This is a genomic window from Bacillus sp. MRMR6 (assembly GCF_001940785.1).
GTDB lineage: Bacteria > Bacillota > Bacilli > Bacillales > Cytobacillaceae > Neobacillus.
Window position 1 is genome coordinate 66,114 of sequence record NZ_MSLS01000003.1, and the last position, 24,549, is coordinate 90,662.

Here is a 24,549-nt window from a genome sequence, read left to right on the forward strand (position 1 = left end):
CCAATCCCTCCTATAGATATAAAAATAGGAACAACCGCAATTGTCCCTACTTTTCTTACAAATATTCTGTTGGGTAAAACAAGAATGGTTCGCCATTTGGCAGTGATACAACACATTCCCCAATATTGAGTTTGACGATATCCCAGTCCTCGACGACATGGCCGTCGATGAGTGTGTCCTGTACTCCTTTATTAGAATTAGAGGATAACAGACTCACCCACTTTTTCGACTTGCCGTGACGTCCGGAAACAAAGGTCCTGCTCTCAAAGTCAAACAAGCGGAACGCAAACACGGAGCCGAATCCGCTCAAGATACTGCCTGCGAGTGTTTTCCCGTAGCGGTACTCAACCTGGCCGACGTTTTGAATTCCGGCAATTACTTTTACACCTAGAGAACGTCCAAAGTTCAGGGCATTATCCATATAGTTCAATTTCGGAATCAGCGGAAACTCATCAAGAACAAAGTACACATTTCCGTTCGACTTGGAGCGCCCAAGCACTTCCTTCATCGCTAAATCCAATAACACGGTATAGACGGACTCAAGCACATTTCCGCTCGCAAGGTCATATTCAAGAAAAACAGCTTTGCCGCCCTTTTTCGTGACCGCTTCGCGAATCGAAAAGTCTCCTGCCTTTCCAAACGAACCGCCGAACAGCTTATAAATCGTTTGATAAAAGTGGACCATAAAGCTTTGTGTAGTAGACCCGCCATCTTTTTGAATGTAGTTCCGCACCCATTTATGCTCTGGATATTCTAAAAATAAATTCCGTAAAATTAAGTCTGTTGAATCCCGCGTATATTCGATCAATTTTTCATGGTCCCAGTTTTTCTTACCGGCTTCCATTTCCTGAACATGAATATCGAGCAGTGCCGCAAGGATATCCCTTGCCCCCATGCCAAATACAGGAGCCTGGGAATTTTCAATATCCTCTTTAAACAATGCCGAAGTGATTTCACGAATCGTTTCTTGGCGCTTTTCCTTTGGAGTATGCAAAATATCTTTATAAATATTCCAGTTCACACTCCCGGGATGTGGCTCAAGGCTATTGGAAATGACATAATCAACAGGCTGATAAAACTTTTCCAAATAATCGCCTTTCGCATCAAAAAACACCATGACATCCTCTTCGGTCATCATCTTGCGTACGGCCTCAATGACATGATACATCGTATTGGATTTTCCGCTTCCGATGGCTCCCAATGTCAGGATATGCCGGGCAAGCAGTCCTTCATGAAGGGTGATGCCGGTATTTTGATTACCGCGGATTCCGACCTTTGCCTTACCCTTGCCAACAACCGTACCTGCTTCCAATGTCCCGAGCGTTTGCCCATTTAATACATTATTTTGCAAGTATGACATTATCCAAAGATCTCCTCATCTTCTTCTTTCTTTACCTTTTTCCCGCAACTGCCGCAGAACATATCATCTGCTCCAACCACCGCACCACAAGTACAGCTTGCACTTGCCTTATGAGCAGATGCTGTTCTCTCTTGAATTTTTTCAACAGTTGCTGCTAACTGTTCTTTGATCAAATTCGTTTGCGGCTCTGAATTCATTTTCGTTGCTTTCATTTCCACTTGACCCCATTTTTCAATCGCATGGTCGCCCATTACCTGGATGTCTTGAATCAAGGCACCAAGTTCTCTGACCATCACTTCCGTATGCTTGCCAGGTCCTGCTGCTGCAACCGACATCCATGCATGGCTCCCACCAAGACCTAAAGAGCTAAATAATGTTCCTAAAATCCCTGTATTGGATTCAACGGCAACCCCAATCGGACTTGGAGACTGAGCTGTTGCAATAACCTGTAATGCCATTTGGTTACCAGGGTTTGTTACCATTTTATACACGATATAGGCAGGCCAAGCTAACGCCAAAAGGAAAAGAAAGCTGATCCCCACGACGCCGTAAGGGCTGCTCGTGGCACTGTACATCATAAGGAAAAATATCGTTAAAATAATAGCTAAAATTAACTTCCCAATACTCCAGCCTTTTCCATAAAAGGATTCAATTCCAGAGATCTGGTCAATTTTCACTTCGCGCACGAGCACACTTTTACCAGAAATCCCGCTTCCCTCACCAGAAAAAATCAAGCGGCGGTTTGTAGCAATTAAATACCCCTTTGACTTCGGCTTTTTCAGCACAGAAGCCTCATATTTCCTTACAACCTTCTCCCCATTTGCCAGGGCAATTCCATTTACATAATCCATTTTTCTCCCCCTAAGTTGTTGCTATATATATATATTTTCTAGGTAAATCCTAGAATGGACAACCTTATAAATCTCTGCTTTCCAACTCTTTCGTGCTTAATAAAGTATGAATCCTTAACCCATCCTTTAACAGTGTGACAAAAAACTCTGACTCAAAGGACTTGTATTTTCCTGTGTCATCACCATAAAAAATATGATACTCTTCATTGGTTCTAACCTGAAAGCCTCCTTCAACTTCCTCGTAGCTGAGAAGCTCCATACTGAGATATTCTTCCGTAATGCCGCGTTCCTCAAGAACCTTTAAGTAGTCGCGATGCTCTGTGTAAGCCTTGCCCTCTAAGTCCATAACGAACCTTGCAACAGAAGCATCTCTTGTATTGATCGAGGCAACCATCGTTGAAAAATAAGAATCCATAAATCGTGCTATCTCAGCTTCAGTAAAGACAATTGGTTCTTCTAACGTAAAGCGAACCCTTGTGTCCTCGAAAATCTGAATCTGGTCTGATTTCACTGTTTCTCCTTTATGGGTTCTCTCGACATGCAATGTGACAGAGCCGTCGCTTGCAAGCGGGCCTACGGTTCCTATTTCTCGTATACTTTTACCTGTGCTCTTTCCATTCACGAACAGAATCGCATCATCAAAATTGGCATCAAGTTTAACAGTAGTGCTATCAAACTCTAGCATGGCTTCTATCTGATTATTTGCCGCAGCCGAAAAATCAATTTCCTCTTCTAGCTGAAAATTGGTATATTCTGAAGCCGCTTCTGCCTTTATTACATGCTTTCCTGGGAAGAGATAGCCAGCTTCGATGTAGGCGTCTTGCTCCGTTTGCCTTTTGAGCTTTTCACCATTCAACCAAATTTCAGCAGCTTCCAGATTTGAACCAATTCTCAATTCCATAGGATAGAAAATGATTTCATACTGTTTGTACAAAAACCACTTCTTGTCAGCCTTTTGTTCAAGCTTGAACATATTGTTTCCATTCCGGTCTGTGACCGGATACGAAGATTGGAAGTTTAAATCCTCTAGTAAAGATAAGTAGTTCTGCTCATCCTCTGTTAAATACTCTATGTATGATGCTGCTTCCTCTTCAGAGACTTGAGCGGCTGATTGCCCCTCATTCATCATCTCCGCTAGTGCATCTGCATCGTTCCCCTGGATGGCAGCATCAAACTTGTCAATCACCTTCAGCAGGTCGGCTTGTTTCATCATATACATATGACCCCCGCCTAATGAGGCAGCTATCACAATGCCTATGACTACGATTGTCACTAGCTTCCACGGAATCTCCACTTTTTCGTTCAAGGCAATCCTTGAGGTTTTTTCTTGTTTCATTACTCTTTCCTGAGAGGCAGCCGCCTCTGTCCCACATTTAGTACAAAATACCTGACCTTTTGCCAACTGATTACCACACTTTTTACAGAAAAACATATTCCTCTCCTCTACTTTTAAGCTTTTTATATTATACAAACAATCTAGGAGTATAGTACCCTAAATTCAAAAACTGGTCTTCATTTCCATATTTAAAGGATTAATGCCTTATGATAAGATTAATTAGATTTACGAACTATTTAATTATGGACCATTTTACCCTACTTTTCACAAAATTTTAACATTTTTTTCAAAATCGGATCATTTTTTTTAGGAATATAGACTTGCTTTTTTGAAATAAACTAGAAAACTTCCACAAAAAAGGGATTTAGCTACAAATCTAGTGAATTTACTATATAATGGACAGTAATTTGCTTTTTTTAACCGATACATACTAGGGGGTACAACATGAATTTCTGTAAAAAATGTGGAAATCCACTCGCAGCTGAAGCAAAATTCTGTACGAAATGCGGCACGCCCGCAGAAGTCACTGCTGTGGCAAAACAAATTACGAAGGACAATAAATCAAAGCAACCAGAAAAAGAAGAACAACAAGTTAGTGTACCTACTAGCACCTTAAACTTAACGAAAGAGACGAAGGACGCTAAACCGGAAAGAAAAACACCTGCGGCTTGGGAGAAAAAAGTTCCTAAGTGGGCGATTGGTGTCGGGGCAGCGGTCATCTTAGCAATTGCAGGTATTGCCGGCGCGATGACCATGAATAACGGCGGCGAGAAAAAAGAGACAACAGCTCTAGTAGCCGAACCTGAAGAAACAGCTGACAAAAAGCCGCCAGAAATGAGCGATGAAGACGTATCTGCTCTATTCCCAGGCTGGCAGATGATCAAACAGGAAGTAGTCAATATTAAAGGTTCCTACTACACGCTCCTAGCTATTGGAAATAACGAAGTCGAGTTTGAAGAAAAGGTAAAAATGGCCGTAATCGACTACGATTCTGAAAACAACTGGGATAGTGTTTGGGAGTCAGAAGAATATTATGCAGATCCCATTATTGATATCGAATCATATGTAGGAGATTTTTATCTGTTAAATCCTAAGGGCGCGAGTGCAGCCTTGGTTGTATTTAATGTCATGCACAGTGGTACAGCTCAAACCTATGATACACACGCCATTCAAATCGATGAAAAGGGAACAGGTGAAGTTGCTTGGACAGGCAGCGGAAGCTATATCGAGGAACATGAAGATTATATAGAAGTCATGGTTCATGGCGCTGTCCAATTTGCAGTCGAGAAGGATCAAGTAAAGATTACCGAAATCCTCCGCAGTGAAGTAGGCTCAAAGGATGCTTTGAAAATAGAGTTCACACTCGATTCTAACGGCTACGTAGTTCCTACCGGAGACGAAGCCATCTATGTTAAAGTAGGCCAGCCAATTACGTTTGTACCCGCAGATGATGAATCGAAACGCCTGTTTGATAAAGGGGATATTAGTATTTATAGTAACAGCATGGAATATGCGCCTATCGATACTTCTAATGCTAATTTTGTCGCGGCAGGGAATGAATTTACTTTTACCTCTGAAGGTGAGTATGGGTTTTTACTGGAAAACTATACAGGTGACATCGATTCTATCCTTCCTCCTTACACCTTTGTCGTCCATGTGGGAGATGGAAAAAAGCCTGAAGCAAGTGAGAAAAAGTCAGCAACATCTGAAATTACCTCTCCTTTCCCATTGGGGACTAGCTTAAGCGACTTGAAGGCCCATTATGAAGAGCCGGATTTTGACGATTATTATTCAGGTGCCAGATTGGTTGCATTCGGTAAGGAAGGCTACTTCATCGATGATTTTGATGAAACGGTTACCGGCTATTATTTCTCTGCTCCTACTCTATCGGTGTTTGGGGCAACAGTTGGAATGACAGGAGAAGAAATCAACAGCCTTTACTCCGAAAATGTTGAGGGATCTTTCAATGAAGTTGAAGGCGAAGGATATGTTTATACTTACTATAAAAATGGTTATAAAATCTTCTTCGACGCCGAAGAAGTGGATGGTCCAACCATATCGGTTATCGTTGTAAAGGAATAGACGCCGGTTGCTTGCTCCTATGATAGGGCAAGCTTTTTTATTTATAAAACAAAAAGGAAGAGCTGAACAGCTCTTCCCGCTATTTTTTTTCTATTAATTCAAGAATATGATTCCAAGTTGATTGCTTTAGAACATCTCCAGCCTGCCCGTCTCCAAGTATACCATAGCCAACCGCTGCTCCACCGATGACACTAACGACAATCATCATCACCAGTAATAGAACGCGGAGCCAAATAGGAATTAAGCGGATCCGAACCCGTTTGTACGTATTTGGACGAACTGCTGCCGTCGTCTTACTACTTTCCTCTTCCTTGATCTTCTTATATTCTTCTCTGGATTTTACTTGTTGATGGTTCAGATGGTTTACTGACATCATTTATTCCCCTTTAAACGATCTATATATAGGTTTGGACCTTTAGCTTGTCCAAAAGGTTTCTTTTTTCAAGAGATTTTATCTAATATTATACTCTATTATAAAAAATAATTAGTGAATAGACAGTATTTTTTTGCGAAAAAAGTATTTCCATGGAAAAATAACGCAAAAAAGGCGGAAATCTGCGGAGATTTGGCACCTTAAAATGCTCCATTACCCTCTCATAATGATAAAAACAAGATAAATGATATACCCTATGGCAAGGATGATTCCTTCTCCCCTTGAAATTCTAAGCTGAGACCTTGAGAAAATGAACAAAGCACCGGTTACGCCAATTAATATGAGCATATCTGTAAAGATATTGGGGTCTACCGGAAGCGGGGATATGACGGCAGATGTCCCGAGCACAAAGAAAATATTAAAAATATTGCTTCCGACAATGTTACCTAAAGCAATTTCACTTTGTTTTTTCATCGCAGCGGTAATCGAAGTGACAAGCTCAGGCAGTGAAGTTCCAATTGCGACTATCGTCAGCCCAACAAGTGTTTCGCTCATCCCAAATGAAAAGGCAATTTTAACTGCGTTTGTAACAACCAGCTGCCCCCCGAAAATAATCGCAGCAAGACCGCCGAGGGTTAATAAGGTATTCTTTCCCCATCCGGTCTTCGGTGCAGGCTCGTCATCCACCGTTTCGGTTCGATTATTTCGTGCCACTTCAAAAATATAGTAAATAAAGATGCTAAAGATTGCCAGAAACACAAGCCCGTCACTTCGGGTTAGAAGGTTTTCATTTGAGCCATTCAGAGCAACATCGCTGATTAAAACTAACAAAACGATGCTTCCTAGCATGGTAAAAGGAATTTCCTTGCGGATCGTAGAGCTTTCAACCATTAAAGGACTTAAAAAGGCTGTTACACCCACAGTAAAAGTAATATTAAGGATATTGCTCCCAATGACATTTCCGACGGCAACATCTGCACTTCCTTCCAATGCCGCCAGGATACTTACCGTACCTTCCGGTGCACTCGTGCCAAATGCCACAATGGTCAGCCCAATCAACAGCGGGGAAACCCTAAGTGTACGAGCAATATTAGAAGCCCCTTCAACGAAATAGTCTGCTCCTTTAATAAGTAATGCAAATCCAACCAGTAATAGCAGATACGTCATGCTTTCATACCTTCCTTTTTTTATTAGTTCTTTAAAGTTGCCTGTTGACGGGTGCTCCAGATGCTTCGCTTTTAGCAGGAGGTACGGGGAGCCTTCTTAGAGCTAAAGCCCCTTACTGCTGAGTCTCGCACTTGGAACACATTTATCATGATACAAAATCAACTTTTTACTTTGACATTTCCTTAATACAAAAAAGCCCAATGATTCAGGCTTGTCTGCCCATTCATTAGACTTCTCTTGTTTGCAAGCTTTTACCCAAGCAGCTTCCTTTTTGCAATGCGGTCGATGTTGTCGAGCATGATGCCTGTTCCAATGGCGACGCAGTCCATTGGATTCTCGGCAACGAGTACGGGTACCTTCAACTCGTCTGCAAGAAGCATGTCTATTCCGTGCAGCAACGCGCCTCCGCCTGTAAGAATAACACCGCGGTCGATAATATCAGCAGATAGTTCTGGCGGTGTCCGCTCAAGAACACTTTTCGCTGCCTGTACGATCACGGCAACAGATTCTCTTAAAGCACCTTCGATTTCTTCTGAACGTACTGTGATGGTACGTGGTAAACCGCTAACCATATCACGGCCGCGGATTTCCATTTCCTCAGAGCGTGACCCTGGGAAAACTGTTCCGATGTTAATCTTGATATTTTCAGCGGTGCGTTCACCAATTAATAGCTTGTACTCACGCTTGATATGGCTGAGGATTTCCATGTCGAACTTATCCCCGGCCATTTTAATGGAGGAAGACGTTACGATATCACCCATTGAAAGCACGGCAACATCTGTCGTTCCTCCTCCGATGTCCACAACCATGTTACCACTAGGCTGGAAAATGTCCATTCCGGCACCAATGGCAGCAACCTTAGGCTCTTCTTCTAAGTAAATCTTCTTGCCGCCGCTCTTTTCAGCAGCTTCACGAATCGCTTTTTGCTCTACACTTGTGATATTTGTTGGGCAGCAAATTAAAATCCGCGGCTTTGACAAAAATCCCTTTACATTAAGCTTATTAATAAAATGTTTTAACATTGCTTCAGTTACATCAAAGTCTGCGATGACGCCATCTTTCAGCGGGCGAATCGCGACAATGTTCCCAGGTGTCCGTCCGACCATGCGACGAGCTTCCTCACCAACGGCAAGAACACGGTTCGTATTCCTATCAATAGCGACGACAGAAGGCTCATTCAATACAATTCCACGGCCTTTTACGTGGATCAACACGTTAGCCGTTCCCAAATCAATCCCAATATCCCTAGCAAACATTCTCTTTTCTTTCCTCCTTGAAACGGTCATACTTACCTAATTGTTTATTTTACCATACTCATTAAAATTTCCATACTTTTAATAAAAAAAGATGTAAAATTTTGCAGGATGGTGTCGATAATGGAGGAGTCCAAGAGAATCATCTTCTTACTTTACAACTTCTCCTTCCTTTTCTTCCTTCTGGTACTTCATTTTCGTGGCTTCTCCACCTCGGAGGTGGCGAATTGATTTATGATAATCTAATATTTCTTTCACTTCATTTGCAAGTTCAGGGTTAATTTCAGGAAGTCTCTCTGTTAAATCTTTATGGACTGTACTTTTGGATACGCCAAACTCCTTCGCTATGACGCGAACTGTTTTCCTCGTCTCCACGATATACTTTCCAATCTTGATAGTTCTCTCTTTGATGTAATCGTGCACACCACTCGCCCTCCCTAAATTGGATGTGAGAAGTGTGAAATGAGACTCGCTTATCACTTCAACGAATTCTGCTCCGCACAATCATGATCTTGCGGCAGAAGGTACTCATACCTTCTAATCATACAATGAATAGTCATGTCCCCGACTGGATCCACGTTAATTTCAAACGACTCCTCACCTCAAACACTCTCTTTGTAAAGGTTTGTAACCATTCTATTAGCTTGGATACGAGAATATGCACGAATTAAGTAAACAGGACAAGGTATAAAGTAAATTTTTTGAAAAATCGGACATTTTACCGATTTTAAACTCTTTTTCGACATCTCGGCGAAAAGGCTGTAATCCTCTTTGTTAACATGTTTATCCAGGAAATGGCAACGTTTTTGATTATTTCCCAAGGAATTTGTCGCAGAACCATGTCGAATGAAAAATTTTCAGCTGTATAATAATTTTTGTGAATTTTAAGCGTTTTGAGCGCTAAACTAATGTTCCAACAATAACTTTCACTGCCTTCAACAGGTCCTCATCTGACCATGAAGCCATTTCCTTTTTACTATGGATCGCCAGGCTATGGGATGCTGGAATATGAATAAATCCTGCTGGTATTTTATATTCATGAAGGTTGAGATACATGATATTATTGCAGAGATAGGTTCCTGCGGTATTTGATATTTTTGCAGGATAGCCACGAGTGTTGGAAAGGAACAAACTGTATGCAGCCTTTTACAGAAAAAGTGATTACAATTATACAATTTATCCCCGAAGGAAGAGTGATGACCTACGGACAAATTGCAGCCGCAGCAGGTAGTCCGCGTGCTGCCCGTCAAGTCGTCCGCATCCTTCATTCGATGAGCAAAAAGCACCGTCTCCCATGGCACCGTGTCGTTAATGCCAAAGGACAAATCGCAATGCAGGACGACGAGTCCTACCAAGAGCAGCTGTTTTCACTCGAAAGCGAAGGCGTTGCGGTCGGCCTCAAGGGCATCATTGACTTGGAAAAATATCAGCATCATCCAGAGAATCTTTTAGTGGAAAAATAGACCCGAGACCATTTTCCTAGCACTAGAACCATGGTCCTACACACAAAAAAACCGCATTTTTTCTAAAAAGTATTAGTGAAAAGGACAAAGCCTTGAGCCATCAGGGCTTTTTTTCATGCAAAAATGTGTAATAGACGGGTTATCCGGGCGGGTGATAGGATGAAAATTCAGAATAATCTTTTTTCTGACAGAACACTCATTTTGGCTTGCTGACTTTTGTATCCGCTTGCACGAGTGTTTGAAAGGGGGATCAAAAGGACAAATGAAGTTTTCTTGACACAACAGGATGTACATATAAGAATCTTATCTTAATCGGGGGAGACATTCAGCACGATAAGCTTCTTTCCTTGGTCAAAAAACAGAGGAGTGGAAATGTAAATTGAGAAATTTTCAAAAGTTCTTTTCAATCGTTTTGGCATTTGTTCTTGTTTTTTCAAGCCTGCAGTTTGTTGCTAGTGCTGACACCAGCAGCTATAGCCTCGAAACAGGCACTGATTTCGAAGACAACAGTACATGGGGCTTTACTACTGCAGCTGCTACTGTTTCAATTAATTCCGAAAATGTAAGCGGTAACGATACCTCGAAACTACAATTTAGCATTAACAATCAATCTGGCGGCCGCGTTGCCAGCAAGAATTTTGATACAGCGGTAAAAGGACAGGACATCCTGGTCAAATTTGACTGGTATCCTGGTAAGAATAATGATAAAGGTTCGCGAGCTTTTGAAAATGCTGGTGAATTTAGAATCATCGATGCAACAGGTAACATTGTTTTTACCTTAAATAACACAAATAATGCTCCTTTAACCTACTTTGCGGGCAGTCAGACTCCATCAGAAACAAGCATCATCAATCCACAAGCATGGTACGAAGTGGCTGTGAACTTTGATCTCATCAACAATGAAGCTACCTTAACACTGACAAATAAAGAAACAGGTGAAACGGAAGAATACACTTCTACATTAGAAGGCGTTGCTTTTGACGGTTCGGTTGCTGCAGTGAGACTTGTCGGCATCCGTACATCTGGAAACAATCATTCATGGACCACCTACCTTGATGATTTCGGCGTCTACAGTGTGCAGATTCCTGGCAATACCATTTCAAAGGTGAATCAACTACCATACCACCGCGTATATGCTGGTGAAACTACTGCTAACTTCGATTCGATCGGTTTGCCTGAAACGGTAAAAGTCACTCTTGCCGATAACCGGAACGTTGATGTGGCTGTAAGTGAATGGAGAACAGTAGGAAAGGCTTGGACACCAAGCGAAGCAGGGGTTTATGAATTCAGAGGAACTCTTGTTGAAACAGAAGGGATTGTTAACAGTTTTAATAGAGAAGCAACGCTCTACGTATACAACCGCTTAGCTCCTCCTGAAAATGAAAGACAGACAGAATGGCTTGATCGCGGCGTCATCGCGCTTAAATCAGAGGATGGCGTCTTCGTAAGCTGGCGTTTGCTTGCAGACGAGTATGCCGAGGACGTGAAATTCAATATTTTCCGAAATGGCAAAAAATTAAATTCTAAAGCTTTGAATGTGACAAACTATCTTGATGCAGCCGGTAAGCCTGGCGATACCTACACAGTAGAAACACTTGTAAACGGCAAATCTACTGAAAAAAATAACGCCGAAGCTGCAGGTACTGATTACCTGTCGATCCCAATGCAAAAGCCTGAAGGCGGCGAAACCGCTACAGGTAAGTATACGTATACGGTAAATGATTCAAGTGTCGGCGACCTTGACGGCGATGGCGAGTACGAAGTTATTGTAAAATGGTATCCTACCAATGCCATTGACAGCTCGCAAACTGGGATGACTGGTCCAACGATCTTTGATGCGTATAAGCTCGACGGTACGCTTTTATGGCGAATCAATATGGGACTTAACCTGACTTCAGGTGCCCATTATCATCAATTTATCGTTGCTGATTTTGACGGTAATGGAAAAAGTGAATTCCTGATTAAAACAGCTGACGCTACCACTTCCTACGGTGTAACCGATGGTAAGTTTGACAGCAGTAAGGTTTTAAGTGTGATTGGAAACGCTGAGGATAATGGAAAATGGTTAGGAGCTAACGGTCACGTCATCGGCGGACCTGAGTACATCTCTGTTTTCAATGGTGAAACGGGAGAAGTGATTGATACGATTGACTACGCCTTCCCTCTTGGCGAAGATGGCGGGGCTTCATGGGGCGACACGTGGCAAAACCGTTCTGACCGCTTCCTTGCTGGATTAGCTTATTTAGACGGTAAAAAGCCAAGTGCGATCTATGGCCGTGGTTATTATGAAAGAACAAGCTTTGTCGCTTATAGTTTAGTGGACGGCGAGCTTGTTGAGGAATGGACTTTTGATTCTGATGTGGCGGGCCGCGGGAAAAGTATGGGCTTCCATAGTCTGGCAACAGGCGATGTGGATAATGATGGTTTTGATGAAATCATTGCCGGATCCTTGACGCTAGACCATGATGGCTCTATTTTATACGTAATGGATGGCGAAATGCAGCGTGAACAAGGTTCCCACGGCGATGCCATGCATGTTGGTGCCTTTGATCCTGACCGTGAAGGTTTGCTGTTCTTTGGTGTCCACGAGGTACCAGCTGTAGCTTCTTTAGAGCTGCATGATGCAGCAACCGGTGAAACCTTAATGTCCTACTTTGGCTCTATTGACGCAGGCCGAGGTGTTGCCGCTAATATCACCTCTAAGCCAGGCTATGAATTCTGGGGCTGGGGTGGCGACACAGTCGAAACTGGAGGCGGAATCTACAATGTTCAAGGCAGTGTAGTCGCTGACAGCTCTAGAGCTGCAGGACTTTCTTCTAACTTTGCCCTTTACTGGGATGGCGATTTATTACACGAGCTCTTAGATAACACTTCTATCACAAAGTATAATGAATCAACAGGTAAAACTGACCTTGTAGAAGCTTTTAAAGGCGTTCATAGCAGCAATGGAACAAAGGCTACTCCTACACTCCAGGCTGATATTCTTGGAGACTGGCGTGAGGAAGTGCTATTACCGACTAATGACGATACTGAGCTTCGCGTATACAGTACAACCATTCCAACTGAGTATCGACTGTTTACCTTAATGCATGATTCTGTTTATCGAAATGCAATTGCATGGCAAAACGTTGCCTACAACCAGCCGCCGCATATCGGATTCTACCTTGGTGAAGACATCCGCGACGCTGTGCTAGCCGGCGAATTGGCAGCACCGGCAGTAGGCTATACAACCACTCTAGGTTCTTTAACACATACTGTTAACTTAAAAGTAGCTATTCCTGTCTTAAAGAACACCCTAGATCAAGTACAGCACCACCTGGAAAAAGGAAACACGAAACAGGCAATCAAACATATGCAGGACTTTATCAAGCACGCACACAAAAATAAGGTTGATCAAGCACTGATTGCTGCTGCGGAACAATTGATTGAGGATTGGAAGTAAGTCTTATTGAGATGAGGTTAGGCAGAGGATTCTGCCTAACCTTATTTTTTTGGGGTTCTGATTACCGTTCCAGCTATTTTTCCTCGATTACTGGCATCGTTCGTGGTGTATGATTCCCTTGCCAGGTGAAAAATGGTTACCACGGGCATCAGGGGTGGCGTTTGATTCCCTTGGCCGGTGAAAATTGGTTGCCACGGGCATCAGTGGGGACGTTTGATTCCCTTGGTCGGTGAAAATTGGTTGTCATAGGCATCAGTGCAAGTGAATGGTTCCCTTACCCAATAAAAAATGGTAACCAAAGGAATCAAACACTCCCAAAAAAATAACGCCCAGGCGAGTACCCCAAGGCGTTATTTTTCCAATCATTATTTCATTAATTCAAACACATTCTTCACTTTGCCCACCGGAACCTTGGAGCCGCCGCGTTCCTGCACGTTTTCGACCATCATTGCGATCATTAAATTAGGCACGCTGGCGTTATAAGCAATAAACCAGCCATTTTCTGTGCCCTTCTCTCCTTGTTTCTGTTTGATTTCAGCCGTACCTGTTTTACCAGTAAGCGGGTAGTCAGCCATTTCCGCCGAATGCGCCGTTCCTTCCTTACTAGAAACAACCTTCCGCAAACTTCCGTTAATCAATCCTACATGCTCCTTAGCCATTACGCCCTCTTTCAGCACCTGACTTTTCTCTTCATCCGCTAAAAGAATCGACTTAATCATATTGCCACCATTCACAAGCGGTGTGTAGGTTTGCAATAAATGAACAATGCTCATTTGGATTTGGCCCTGACCGTACCCTGAGTCAGCGAGTGAAATCTCCTTCCCCAAATCCCCGATCGTTGATTTTTGCAATGGGAATGGATAATCTAACTCCGCTTCAAAGCCAAATTGCTTCAAGCCCTCGGCAAAAGCATCCTTCCCAACCGTCAAAGACGCCTGCGCAAAATAAATATTGTCCGAGTACACCAGTGCTTGATCAAGATTCACAGAACCTGCTTCATGAACACGGGTAACAAAATAGCCGCCCCATGATTTATCCTTTTGCCATTTTAAACCGCTCACTTCCATCTTTTGCTCTGGTGTAATCGCCTTGGTACCGAGACCAATCGAGGCCGTCAGCGGCTTCAACACCGACCCCGGTGCATACCCTTTATTGAAGCGTGTCGTCATCGGTCGCAAAGGGTCTTCCTGCAAAGCTTTCCACTCACTCGTAGAGAAGCCCAGAGCCGCCTGATTTGGGTCAAAAGACGGGCTACTGACAAGTGCCAGGGTTTCGCCCGTAGTAGGGTCTATTGCGGCTCCTGTGCCTGCCTCCCCTTTCAGCTCATCATATAAATCCAACTGTACATCCCCGTTGATGGTAAGCTTGATATCCTTGCCATCCTCCACGGCTTTTTCAGCAAGGAGTTCCTCTTTACCATCCGGTTTTTTAATGGTAATTTTCACGCCACTCTTGCCCTTCAGCTGCTCATCATACACTTCCTCCAGACCTCTTTTTCCAATCAGGTCTGTGCTGGTGTAGCCTTTATCCTTCAGCTTTTCCAATTCCTCCGCGGTAATCGAGCCGACATAGCCAATTAAATGCGCTGCCGCTTCCCCGTATGGGTAAATCCTAGCCCCGACTTTTTTCGTCCGAACCGGTTCTAACGCAACCAATTGAGCAATCCGCTCCTTTTCATCCATCGAAACCTTCTTCAATGGTACAAACAGCTCTCGCTTTACCCAGCTGGCATTCAATGCCTTGTTTATTTGATCCGGGGTCATTTTTAACAGGCTTGAAAGCTGTTGAATCACCGGCTCCTTCTGACCTTCCAGCAACTCAGGCACCACGCCGATTTCATAGACTTGGCCATTGACCGCCATTCCATTGCCGCTACGATCGAGGATTTGTCCTCTTTGAGGTGCTACGAAACTAAGGCTGATTTTATCAGCATCCTTCAATTCTGGAAAAATAAGCGTCGTGTTCCAGTTTACATACCAGTTGTTTTTATTCTCTCGCTCTTCTTTTTTCATCTTCGCATTATGTGTGAATTCAATCTCTCCTGCGATGCTATTCATTTTGGCAGAAAACGTATAACCGGCTGTTTCTTCCTTGGCCTGCTCATCTTCTTCCGGCTTGTCGAAGGTCATCTTGAGGTCAGTAATCTGTAGGTCGTCGTAGATTTTTTGATAGCGGCTCACGAAATCTTCCTTGGTGATGATTTCTTTCGAACCGTCGGTAAGGTAGTCATACATTTTATCAAATTTCTGTTCATTCCATAATTCTATGTACTCAGCGAATCGGTCCTGAGGCGTCGGTTCCTTGCTGCAGCCAGCCAGCACAGCGATCAACACCAGCAGCACCCCAATTATTTTTTTCAAAAAAATCCCCTCCCTGTCTACTTTACCATATGCTAGAAACTCCTCTTTAATAAGACGATTGAAAGAGAGAAACGTTCCAAACTTTTACAAGATTACTTATAAGTATCCTCTTTCTCTTGGCACAATCCCATTTTGGTCACTTTTCGCCAAAAATCAACGAAAAAAAAGAGGAAGGTTTTTTCCCCTTTCCCCTTTTGTCACTAGTCAACGACACCTAATCGGCATGGTTTCTATCTGATTATGAATTTGTATTGTTAGTTGATCCAGAAGACTCGTCTTCAGCTGGAGTTCCCTCTTCAGCTTCCTCTTCGGAAGATGCAGGGTCTTCAACTTTCTTTTTATCTTCTTTCTCTTCCACAAGAGGTTCTTGCTGTAATACGCTTAACGATTTGTTAAAATAGTTTGCAGGATTAACAGCTACACCATCTTTACGGATTTCAAAATGTACATGTGTTCCAGCTTCTTCATTGAACAAGCTTTGTCCAGCCATGGCAAGGACTTGTCCCTGTTTTACTTGCTCGCCAACCTTGACCTTAACATCTTTAACCGATTGATAATGTGTTACAATACCTTTATCGTGTTCGATTTCGATAACGTTACCAAGTACGGCATCTTCTTCGACTCTGATTACTTCACCGCTGAGAGCAGCCACTACTGTAAAGGATTCGCCATCTTCCATCACGATGTCGACACCAGTGTTTGGAACATACGTATTATTGTAAAATACTAATGCTGCTTCCTGGTCTTCGTCTTTAGCTTTGAAATCATAGAATCCCATTTTGATAACAGCTTCATCTGCTTTTTCCACAGGCATTTTGAAGTTTTCCATTACGGTATTAACTTCAATTGCTGGTTTGTCATTGTTTTTACCAGCTATGTCAGTGGCATCGTAGTTATACTTGTCTGTTGCATTGTCACTGCCTTGGTACCAAAGGACTCCTGTCAAAATGATTGCTGCACTTGCAATATAAATGGCTGGAAATACCCAACGCTTTTTGAAAAAGCGTTTTACGCTGGAACCTTGAGAAGATCGTTTGTTTTCTTCCTCTCTCATTTTCATCACCTCAGCAATCATTCTGAACAGATAAGTAGAATTATATACACTAGCAAAAAAAAAATTTTAAAACTTATTTTTCGACAAGGGTACTTGTTTTATACATAGATTGGGGAAATTTTTTTATTTCCTGTAAATGACTAGGAGGAATGAGAATTATGAACATTTTAAAATGGCTGCTGCGCCTGCTGCCTGTAGCTTATATGGCCGCAATCTGGACGATGTCGAGCCTGCCCGCCAATCATTTCGTCGAGCTGCCAGACTCACAAATTGACCGGACGATTAAGGAATCCTTGCATTTAATAGAGTTCGGTATTCTATATGTATTACTCGTACTAGCTTTCTTAACCGGACGGCGTGAATTCACACCTGCCCTCAATCTGGTATGCGCAGTGATTGCCGGCCTGTACGGGATAACGGACGAACTTCACCAATCCTTCTATCCGTACCGTTCCGCATCGTGGTTTGATTTGGTAAAAGATTTCATCGGTGTGGGTGTGGCGTTTTATTTTATAAGAGGGGCACTGTTTAAAGGGAAATTTAAGCGGCTTGGAAGTGCATTAAATTTAATTAGGAAAATCTAGCCATTACAGATTACTGGAACGGGTTCTGTTTTTGGGTGCAAAATGCCAAAAAACACTTTAATTATAAGTTGTTTTGCACCCCTTGCTACACTTAAGTAGAAGAGAAAAACGAAGGCGAAATGATTGCCTTCTTTTTAAATTATGATGTACGTTTTCTTCGGACTGTGTAATGAACCATTTGGAAATTATTTGAAGAACAAAAAATAAGGAGCAATATCCTCCTTATTGGTTCTTTACTATGCGCTTAAAGTCTTTCATTTCACTTTCGTGCTTAACAGAACGAGCTGCTAAGGTATCAATGACCCGTTGTTGGTCTTCTAATGAACCTTTTAGTTCTACTGTCTTTTCATCTATATGTTTCTCTATGTGTTCAAAGTATGGACCCAAACCGTTGATCAGGTTATCTTTAATACTAGAAACGTCCTTCTTTAGTTCTTTCTGTCCTTCTTTAAGATTCGAAACGTCTTTCTTCAGTTCTATCTGTCCTTCTTTAATATTCGAAACGTCTTTCTTCAGTTCTTTCTGGCCTTCTTTAATATTCGAAACGTCTTTCTTCAGTTCTTTCTGTCCTTCTTTAATATTCGAAACGTCTTTCTTCAGTTCTTTCTGGCCTTCTTTAAGCTCTTTTAATTCATTGAGAATTAATTTTAATGTTCTTTCCATTAAAAATCACTCCGAATTTTTTTTATATTATAACACGGTTAAGTCAAGAATAAATTGTTTTAATCTATTATTTCTTTCTTAGATTATTTTGAGATTTCTATGGTGGTTTTTATTGTGTTTGTTGATAAATGGTGTGTTTATATTTACCAGTTGCGGTAAGATTCATTGAGTTTAAGAGGTGATGCATGATTTTAGGAGAATCAATTTGAAGAAATTTACGGGCAGCAGCGTTTGTGATAGTAGGATTAATCAGAAGGAAGTAATCATGAATAGAATCTTCAAAAGCCGTTTTGGACTCTAGTCGGCACTTTTTGCACCTCCATTTCCCGGCATGGTAAGACATCGGTAATGCATTACATTCGGGACAGTGAACCCCTGGGCGGATATCCTTGCTCGTAAGGTTATACTTTGAAAATAAATTTGGCTCGTCCGGGGTGTTCTTTGTTAACAGCAGCTTATTTATCCTATTTAAGTCTTTCTCGTCAAGTGTTTCATTTTTATAAAAGTGAGCTAGTTGTTCAATTCTTTCCAGTAGAAACTCGCTATTACAGGCATTCCACCTTTCTTTATTGTCCTCAGTTATGAAAATACTCGCTTTTTCATTTGCATTAACGAATAGATATAGAATCGGCAAACCTTGAAAACCATGTGCTCTTAACCACCCCTTCAGTTTATAGGCTTGGAGCTTTGCTTGCAGAATTGGATTATTTGCTCTTTCTTTTTTCCCCTCGTTATCAAAGCTGGTTTGATTCATTACTTTATCAAAGTGCCAGTCTCTCGCTCTATTTTTCACTTCCAGAACTAATGCAAAGTATGTATTTATGATTAGAATATCCATTTGAAAATAATAATTCCCATATAGGAGTCGCAGGTTATGGTAGATTCTGAAGTCTGAATTGGCTAGGGGATCAAGATGGAAGTTCATTACTGATTCTTCTCCTAAACAACCTGTTAGTCGATTGTTATAATCATTAACTAATCCGAACTTTGATATATTACTATCTGAAACCCTCCTTATTAATGCTTGATACATCTCAATACTTCTTAGCATTTTGTATGGCTTTGCTATCATGGGCAACAGTCCTTTCTTCTTTTCCTTCTATTTTCTCTCTTTCCTGTATTACCTCCTGCTAAAAGTTTGTTACAAAATTATGTATTATTTTAAGGCTGGAAAGGCGGCTATGTAGATTTCAGATCCTATCTGCCGTTTTACTAGTTCTATCTGCCAAAACAGCAGTTCTATCGGCCAAAATCCTCATCCTATCTGCCAATCCCACCTGGCCACCCCTCTAGAGCTCGAAAAAGCCAGGCCTGAGCCTGGCCCAGGTCTCTAAATTACCTTTTTTTGGAATGCGAAGTGTTAATCTTTGCTTTAAAATGGGTGGTCCCACTCGCTATCTGCCTTTTTGGTAGTTCTATCTGCCAAAACAGCACTTCTATCTGCCAAATTACACATCCTATCTGCCAATCCCACCTGGCCATCCTCTAGAGCTCGAAAAAGCCAGGCCTGAGCCTGGCCCAGGTCACTAAATTACCTTTTTTTGGAATACGAAGGGTCCATCTTTGCTTTAAAATGGGTGGTCCCACAAGGTATCTGCCTTTTTGGTAGCTCTATCTGCCAAAATAGCACTTCTATCTGCCAAATTCCACTCCCTATCTGCCAATCCCACCACACTCCAAACCAAAAAAGCCAAGCAGTCTCCTGCCTGGCTTAGATAATCTTTGCACCACTATTCCAAATTCTCTCCATTACTACGAATAACATCCTTATACCAATAAAAGCTCTGCTTCGGAATTCGGCGCAGTTCCTTCAAATCAAACTCGTCACGATCAACGAATATAAATCCATAGCGCTTCTTAGCACCTTGGTGTGTGGAAATTAAGTCAATCGCTGACCATGGGCAGTAGCCGAATACGTCTACTCCATCTGTCACAGCAAGCTGCATTTGCTCGATATGTCTTTTAATATAGTCAATTCGGTACGGGTCGCGTACAGAGCCGTCCTCTTCAACCACATCATACGCACCAAGACCGTTCTCCGTAATGATCACTGGCAGCTGATAGCGGTCGTATACTTCACGCAAAGTTGTCCGGAACCCGGTCGGGTCGATTTCCCAGCCGAAGTCATTTTTCGGAAGGTTCGGGTTGCTGTGTCCCTTATAGACGCCAGCCTCACCTATCACGATTTCCTGGTCACCAGTACCGCCCTTGTCGTTGCCATCGCCGACAGAAGCTTCAACCGTTTTCGAAGTATAGTAGTTGAAGGCAAGAAAATCCGGGCGGGCATTTTTCAAAATGTCCATGTCGCCGTCAACAATACTAGGAGTATAACCTTTTTCTTCTAAAAAGCTCCATGCTGTCGCATTATAGCGGCCGTAAACCGCTGCATCTAAGTATAACCAGTTGCGAATCGCGTTAAAGTTCTGCGCCGCTAACACATCCTCTGGCTTTGAACTTGCTGGGTAAACATAAGAAATGTTTGGTGCTGGCCCGATCAACGCAGTAGGCAAGACACCATGACAAATGTCCATTACCTTTGCCTGTGCCACTAACATATGGTGGTTTTGCTGATAAAGCTCACGGTCTGGATCCTCTAGGTTCGGATCTAGTGTGCCAAGGGCTTTTCCGTGCATAATCATCATGTTCTGTTCGTTAATCGTTAACCAGTACTTCACGCGGTCGCCGTAGCTTTCGAACAATACCTTAGCGTACTCAACAAAAGCATCAATCGTTTCACGGTTCGACCAGCCGCCGCGCTCCTGCAAGGCATATGGAAGGTCAAAATGGTACATCGTGACAATCGGTTCAATCCCATGCTTGATCAATTCATCGATTAAATGGCTGTAGAATTCAATTCCCTTCGGATTCACTTCACCTGTTCCGCTCGGGATGACCCGCGTCCAGGCAACCGAGAAACGGTACGCCTTAAAGCCCATCTCCGCCATGAGAGCCACATCTTCTGCGTAGCGGTGATAGTGGTCGCTCGCTACTTTATAATCGGTTGTGCCTTCTGGATACTTCTCGCGCATATCAATGACTGACGGGCCTTTGCCATCCTCATTCCATGCTCCTTCTACCTGGTAAGCAGAAGTTGAAGCTCCCCAGAAAAAATCCTTACGAAATGGTTTCAATTGTGCGTGTTTCATACTTACATTCCTCTCCCTCTAAAAACAGATGGTTTCAGCCTACTGAACTGAAACCATATATCATTTTTTAAAAATCTTAAGCAATGTTTTCTTTCACGTTGGAATCTAGGATGAGTAACGTTTCGTTTTCTGCTACATTTCCTTTTTTAGAAATCGTAATGTCAGAGTACTTGCCGGAATTCGTCACGATCACTGGTGTTGTCGTGTCATAACCAGCTTCATTGATTTTTGCTATATCGAATTCTACTAGTAAATCACCAGCTGCCACTTTATCACCTTGTTTAACATGTGAAGTGAAGTATTTACCTTCAAGCTGTACCGTATCTAGACCAACATGGATTAAAATTTCTGCACCATTGTCTGAAACAAGTCCAATGGCATGCTTTGTTTTGTAAGCAACGGATACCACACCGTTTACTGGTGAAACAACACGGCCAACAGCCGGTTCGATGGCAATTCCCTTGCCCATTGCTTCTGAAGAGAACACTGGGTCTGCTACATTTTTCAACTCGACTACCTTACCTGTAATTGGACTTGCAATTTGTTCGCTAGCCGTTACGTTATCTGTTTCTGTTTCTTCTTCTTCCACTGGATCTTCAAAGCCTAATACATAGGTTAAACCTAAAGATACAAAGAATGCGACAAGGATCCCGACGATTAAACCTGTGAAACCTTCGCCGCCTGGTCCGTAGAAAATAGGTAATGTTAATAATCCAGGAGCACCTGAAGCAAATGCGTTTGTACCAGCCCAACCGATGATACCTCCACCGATTGCTGCACCAATTACACCTGCGATAAATGGCTTTTTAAGTGGTAATGTTACCCCGTAAATCCCTGGCTCTGTGATACCAAATAGACCTGTAATCGCTGCTGAACCTGATAATGTTTTTAACTTTTTGTTCTTTGTTTTTAACATAACCCCAACCATTGCACCCGTTTGTGCGAATACAGAAGCGGTTGCTGCTGGTTTTACACCATCTTGACCGTGAACGGCGATGTTGTTGATGAATACTGGCACCAATCCCCAGTGAATCCCGAACATAACGAGTAACTGCCAGCTCGCACCCATGATCGCACCAGCTAAAATTGGGTTGAATTCAAATGCTGCTACCATTGCCGCTGCTACTGCATTACCAGCGTTTACACCGATTGGACCAAATACGATTAAGGTTAATGGAACCATGATCACTAATAAGAATAATGGCGTTAAGAAATTTTTCACACTTTCGTGAATTCTCTTATTAAAGAAACCTTCAAGCTTACACATAACGAAAACGGCAAGAATGATTGGAAGAACGGTAGATGAATAACTCATCAGGGTTACTGGAATTCCAAAGAAGTCCACTCCGCCTTCTGGTGGTGTTGATCTTAGTGCAATAATCGACGGATACAATAACGCACCAGCAATCGTTAAGGCAACAAAAACGTTTCCGCCGAACTTACGTGCCGTTGTTACAGCTAACAACACGGGTAAGAAGTAGAACAAGCTATCTGCTGCTGCAAAAAGAATCGTGTAAGTCGGATCTGTGTTTGCTAACCAGCCGAAGTTTACCGCGATTAACAATAAACCTTTTAGAATACCGGCACCCGCCATAACACCTAGTAACGGAGCGAAAATACTTGATACGATATCTACTGCTTTCCCTAATAGATTTCCTTTTTCTTCTGTGTTCTTAGGAGCATTTTTTGCATCCTTTGTGATATTGGAGATTTTGCCGATTTCAGCAAATACTTCAGGGACATTGTTACCGACTACCACTTGGTACTGTCCGCCGCTTTCTTTAACCGTAATAACACCATCTGTTTTTAATAATTTTGCTGTGTTTGCTTTTGATGTATCTTTTAATCCAAAACGAAGTCTAGTAGCACAATGTACAAGAGAGTTTACGTTTTGCTCTCCGCCAACTAGTGCAAGAACTTCTTTAGCAATTCTTTCATTTTTTGACATTTTACACACCCCAGTATTTTTTATTGGTAGATTTCAAAAGTCGAAAACCTAGAACGAAAATCAACCTTTTTTAAAAATAAAAAACCCAAGTCGTATGAGCATAGAAGACAAATAGTCCTCTGGTTCTCTCACGACTTAGGTTTTGCCTGCTTGACCAGTAACAATCCTGCTGTCAGATATTATTTTGTTGTTGATATTCATGATTCTAGCATTGTACCTGCGCCTTATTTCAACAGTCCGGATCCATTCAAATAAAAAAACCTAAACTACACACCTCTGACAATGAGAGACGGTAATTTAGGTTTTGCCTGCTTAACCAGTAACAATCCTATTGATTGACGAATATGTAATTTACATTCATAGAGTACCATCTCTTTTTTTACCTGTCAACGCTTTCATTGAAATTTTTTTATTTTTCTAGTTTGGTAATAATTCTTGAAATATGCAGTGTCAAATAAAGCATCTCTTCACTTGTCAGCTCATACTGATATTTTTTCTCGATGAAATCTCGTATTTTTTCCGTACAGGCGTATGCATCCTTGTACTTTTCTTTGACGACTTTAAAAAGAAAATCATCTTCCCCGGTCATATAATTTTGACTAAACATCCGCTGGGCAAAAAATTTAAGATGGGTGACAAATCGATAATAAATCAACGACTCCTCATCAAATTCAATCTGAAAATGATATTTCACAATATTTAAAACCTCTTGGATGACCTTCGTGATGTTGACAATATTCGGCATCTCTTCATTGAGTTCCGCATTCACGAAATGAAGCGCAATAAAGCCGGCCTCATCCTCAGGAAGCGTAATCCCCAGCTTTTCCTGAACAATTTTCAGTGCCTGTTTACCCACTGCGAACTCATCACGATACAGCCTTTTAATTTCCCAAAGAAGGGCATTTTTAATATCAAGCCCTTTTTGATGGCGCTCAACGGCAAAATGAATATGGTCTGTCAACGACACATATATGCTTTCATTCAACTTTTTGCCAAGCGCCGATTTTCCATGCTCGATCACCGCATCGGCCATCTCCATGTACTCCATCGGAATTTCATAAAGCAGCATCTTAAACCGTTCCGAAACATCCTTATTTTCCATCTTAAAAATCTTCTCAATATTAGCCTCATCGACAGGATCCCCAGGCTTCTTCTTAAACGCAAGCCCTCTCCCCATCACCACTAGCTCCTTACCATGCTCGTCCAACACACTGATGACATTGTTATTAATCACCTTATCGATTTCCATGCTGTTTCACCTCTCTCTATTCGTCCTAATCTATATGAAAATTCTTTAACCTACTCTGATAAATTATATTATCTACATTCGCCGTAGAGGTCAATAGTCAGAATTGTGACTGTGGTGATAGATTCGTTCTTTGAGAAAGATTTTTAAATTTTTTCTTAGTATGAACAGTTTAAGAGAATTAATTTGAAGAAGTAAACGTAATGGAAAAGAGAACCCCA

At 42.1% G+C, this 24,549-nt stretch carries 19 protein-coding genes; 4 read left to right on the forward strand and 15 right to left on the reverse strand.

The window, feature by feature from the left end; genetic code table 11:
• Positions 1 to 55: 55 nt before the first annotated feature.
• The 3 genes from BTR25_RS04565 to BTR25_RS04575 all read right to left on the reverse strand — a co-directional run bounded on the left by BTR25_RS04565 (position 56) and on the right by BTR25_RS04575 (position 3,643).
• Positions 56 to 1,360, reverse strand: a complete 1,305-nt coding sequence (locus tag BTR25_RS04565; RefSeq protein WP_075686595.1) for a type IV secretory system conjugative DNA transfer family protein — start codon at positions 1,358 to 1,360, stop codon at positions 56 to 58.
• Complete coding sequence (locus BTR25_RS04570; protein ID WP_075686597.1) at positions 1,360 to 2,211, reverse strand: hypothetical protein; 852 nt, start codon at positions 2,209 to 2,211, stop codon at positions 1,360 to 1,362. Before BTR25_RS04570 ends, BTR25_RS04565 begins: the two co-directional genes overlap by 1 nt.
• Before the next feature lie 64 nt (positions 2,212 to 2,275).
• Entirely contained in the window at positions 2,276 to 3,643 is a 1,368-nt protein-coding gene (locus BTR25_RS04575; protein WP_075686599.1) for a zinc ribbon domain-containing protein, read from the reverse strand.
• A 348-nt stretch (positions 3,644 to 3,991) separates the two neighbouring features.
• Between BTR25_RS04575 and BTR25_RS04580 the strand changes: the two genes are divergently transcribed.
• Positions 3,992 to 5,629 carry a zinc ribbon domain-containing protein gene (locus BTR25_RS04580; protein ID WP_075686601.1) on the forward strand — a complete coding sequence of 546 codons (1,638 nt, stop codon included), beginning with the start codon at positions 3,992 to 3,994 and terminating at the stop codon, positions 5,627 to 5,629.
• A gap of 79 nt (positions 5,630 to 5,708) precedes the next feature.
• Here BTR25_RS04580 and BTR25_RS04585 read toward each other — a convergent pair whose 3' ends face one another.
• The 5 genes from BTR25_RS04585 to BTR25_RS04605 form a co-directional block, all read right to left on the reverse strand.
• Complete coding sequence (locus BTR25_RS04585; protein WP_254842630.1) at positions 5,709 to 6,005, reverse strand: DNA-directed RNA polymerase subunit beta; 297 nt, start codon at positions 6,003 to 6,005, stop codon at positions 5,709 to 5,711.
• 210 nt (positions 6,006 to 6,215) lie between these two features.
• A complete protein-coding gene (locus BTR25_RS04590) occupies positions 6,216 to 7,169 on the reverse strand; it encodes a calcium/sodium antiporter (RefSeq protein WP_075686605.1) in 954 nt (317 codons plus the stop codon).
• 251 nt (positions 7,170 to 7,420) lie between these two features.
• Positions 7,421 to 8,425 carry a rod shape-determining protein gene (mreB, locus tag BTR25_RS04595; protein ID WP_075686607.1) on the reverse strand — a complete coding sequence of 335 codons (1,005 nt, stop codon included), beginning with the start codon at positions 8,423 to 8,425 and terminating at the stop codon, positions 7,421 to 7,423.
• A gap of 147 nt (positions 8,426 to 8,572) precedes the next feature.
• Positions 8,573 to 8,845, reverse strand: a complete 273-nt coding sequence (spoIIID, locus tag BTR25_RS04600) for a sporulation transcriptional regulator SpoIIID (RefSeq protein WP_075686609.1) — start codon at positions 8,843 to 8,845, stop codon at positions 8,573 to 8,575.
• A gap of 477 nt (positions 8,846 to 9,322) precedes the next feature.
• Positions 9,323 to 9,553, reverse strand: a complete 231-nt coding sequence (locus BTR25_RS04605) for a pyroglutamyl-peptidase I family protein (protein ID WP_075686611.1) — start codon at positions 9,551 to 9,553, stop codon at positions 9,323 to 9,325.
• A 5-nt stretch (positions 9,554 to 9,558) separates the two neighbouring features.
• Between BTR25_RS04605 and BTR25_RS04610 the strand changes: the two genes are divergently transcribed.
• Entirely contained in the window at positions 9,559 to 9,885 is a 327-nt protein-coding gene (locus BTR25_RS04610) for an MGMT family protein (protein ID WP_075686613.1), read from the forward strand.
• A 379-nt stretch (positions 9,886 to 10,264) separates the two neighbouring features.
• Positions 10,265 to 13,327 carry a rhamnogalacturonan lyase family protein gene (locus BTR25_RS04615; RefSeq protein ID WP_075686615.1) on the forward strand — a complete coding sequence of 1,021 codons (3,063 nt, stop codon included), beginning with the start codon at positions 10,265 to 10,267 and terminating at the stop codon, positions 13,325 to 13,327.
• A gap of 365 nt (positions 13,328 to 13,692) precedes the next feature.
• Here BTR25_RS04615 and BTR25_RS04620 read toward each other — a convergent pair whose 3' ends face one another.
• Together BTR25_RS04620 and spoIIQ are read right to left on the reverse strand one after the other, a co-directional pair.
• Positions 13,693 to 15,687, reverse strand: coding sequence for a penicillin-binding transpeptidase domain-containing protein (locus tag BTR25_RS04620; RefSeq protein ID WP_075686617.1), 1,995 nt, complete (start codon positions 15,685 to 15,687; stop codon positions 13,693 to 13,695).
• 238 nt (positions 15,688 to 15,925) lie between these two features.
• On the reverse strand, positions 15,926 to 16,741 hold the full coding sequence (gene spoIIQ / locus BTR25_RS04625; protein WP_075686619.1) for a stage II sporulation protein SpoIIQ: 816 nt from the start codon (positions 16,739 to 16,741) through the stop codon (positions 15,926 to 15,928).
• Positions 16,742 to 16,890: 149 nt separating this feature from the next.
• Here spoIIQ and BTR25_RS04630 point away from each other — a divergent pair, with 149 nt between their 5' ends.
• A complete protein-coding gene (locus tag BTR25_RS04630) occupies positions 16,891 to 17,325 on the forward strand; it encodes a VanZ family protein (RefSeq protein ID WP_368482967.1) in 435 nt (144 codons plus the stop codon).
• 222 nt (positions 17,326 to 17,547) lie between these two features.
• On the opposite strand, the gene BTR25_RS04635 is transcribed toward BTR25_RS04630, so the two are convergent.
• From BTR25_RS04635 to licT, 5 genes are all read right to left on the reverse strand, one after another.
• The gene (locus BTR25_RS04635; RefSeq protein WP_075686623.1) at positions 17,548 to 17,988 is read right to left on the reverse strand and encodes a hypothetical protein; all 441 of its coding nucleotides are present in this window, start codon (positions 17,986 to 17,988) and stop codon (positions 17,548 to 17,550) included.
• Positions 17,989 to 18,097: 109 nt separating this feature from the next.
• Complete coding sequence (locus BTR25_RS04640) at positions 18,098 to 19,060, reverse strand: nuclease-related domain-containing protein (RefSeq protein ID WP_139311171.1); 963 nt, start codon at positions 19,058 to 19,060, stop codon at positions 18,098 to 18,100.
• Positions 19,061 to 19,718: 658 nt separating this feature from the next.
• Positions 19,719 to 21,134 (reverse strand): glycoside hydrolase family 1 protein, encoded by a 1,416-nt coding sequence (locus BTR25_RS04645; protein ID WP_075686627.1) that lies wholly within the window; start codon positions 21,132 to 21,134, stop codon positions 19,719 to 19,721.
• Between the two features lie 76 nt (positions 21,135 to 21,210).
• The gene (locus BTR25_RS04650) at positions 21,211 to 23,082 is read right to left on the reverse strand and encodes a beta-glucoside-specific PTS transporter subunit IIABC (RefSeq protein WP_075686629.1); all 1,872 of its coding nucleotides are present in this window, start codon (positions 23,080 to 23,082) and stop codon (positions 21,211 to 21,213) included.
• 409 nt (positions 23,083 to 23,491) lie between these two features.
• Positions 23,492 to 24,331 carry a BglG family transcription antiterminator LicT gene (licT, locus tag BTR25_RS04655; RefSeq protein WP_075686631.1) on the reverse strand — a complete coding sequence of 280 codons (840 nt, stop codon included), beginning with the start codon at positions 24,329 to 24,331 and terminating at the stop codon, positions 23,492 to 23,494.
• Positions 24,332 to 24,549: the final 218 nt, after the last annotated feature.

Excerpts from the sequence above, each read along its gene's own strand:
- BTR25_RS04580 (WP_075686601.1), top strand. The coding sequence starts at position 3,992 with ATGAATTTCTGTAAAAAATGTGGAAATCCACTCGCAGCTGAAGCAAAA.
- BTR25_RS04590 (WP_075686605.1), bottom strand. The coding sequence starts at position 7,169 with ATGACGTATCTGCTATTACTGGTTGGATTTGCATTACTTATTAAAGGA.
- BTR25_RS04570 (WP_075686597.1), bottom strand. The coding sequence starts at position 2,211 with ATGGATTATGTAAATGGAATTGCCCTGGCAAATGGGGAGAAGGTTGTA.
- BTR25_RS04645 (WP_075686627.1), bottom strand. The coding sequence starts at position 21,134 with ATGAAACACGCACAATTGAAACCATTTCGTAAGGATTTTTTCTGGGGA.
- BTR25_RS04610 (WP_075686613.1), top strand. The coding sequence starts at position 9,559 with ATGCAGCCTTTTACAGAAAAAGTGATTACAATTATACAATTTATCCCC.
- licT (WP_075686631.1), bottom strand. The coding sequence starts at position 24,331 with ATGGAAATCGATAAGGTGATTAATAACAATGTCATCAGTGTGTTGGAC.
- BTR25_RS04650 (WP_075686629.1), bottom strand. The coding sequence starts at position 23,082 with ATGTCAAAAAATGAAAGAATTGCTAAAGAAGTTCTTGCACTAGTTGGC.
- BTR25_RS04635 (WP_075686623.1), bottom strand. The coding sequence starts at position 17,988 with ATGGAAAGAACATTAAAATTAATTCTCAATGAATTAAAAGAGCTTAAA.
- spoIIQ (WP_075686619.1), bottom strand. The coding sequence starts at position 16,741 with ATGAGAGAGGAAGAAAACAAACGATCTTCTCAAGGTTCCAGCGTAAAA.
- BTR25_RS04565 (WP_075686595.1), bottom strand. The coding sequence starts at position 1,360 with ATGTCATACTTGCAAAATAATGTATTAAATGGGCAAACGCTCGGGACA.
- BTR25_RS04640 (WP_139311171.1), bottom strand. The coding sequence starts at position 19,060 with ATGATAGCAAAGCCATACAAAATGCTAAGAAGTATTGAGATGTATCAA.
- mreB (WP_075686607.1), bottom strand. The coding sequence starts at position 8,425 with ATGTTTGCTAGGGATATTGGGATTGATTTGGGAACGGCTAACGTGTTG.
- BTR25_RS04630 (WP_368482967.1), top strand. The coding sequence starts at position 16,891 with ATGAGAATTATGAACATTTTAAAATGGCTGCTGCGCCTGCTGCCTGTA.
- BTR25_RS04575 (WP_075686599.1), bottom strand. The coding sequence starts at position 3,643 with ATGTTTTTCTGTAAAAAGTGTGGTAATCAGTTGGCAAAAGGTCAGGTA.
- BTR25_RS04585 (WP_254842630.1), bottom strand. The coding sequence starts at position 6,005 with ATGATGTCAGTAAACCATCTGAACCATCAACAAGTAAAATCCAGAGAA.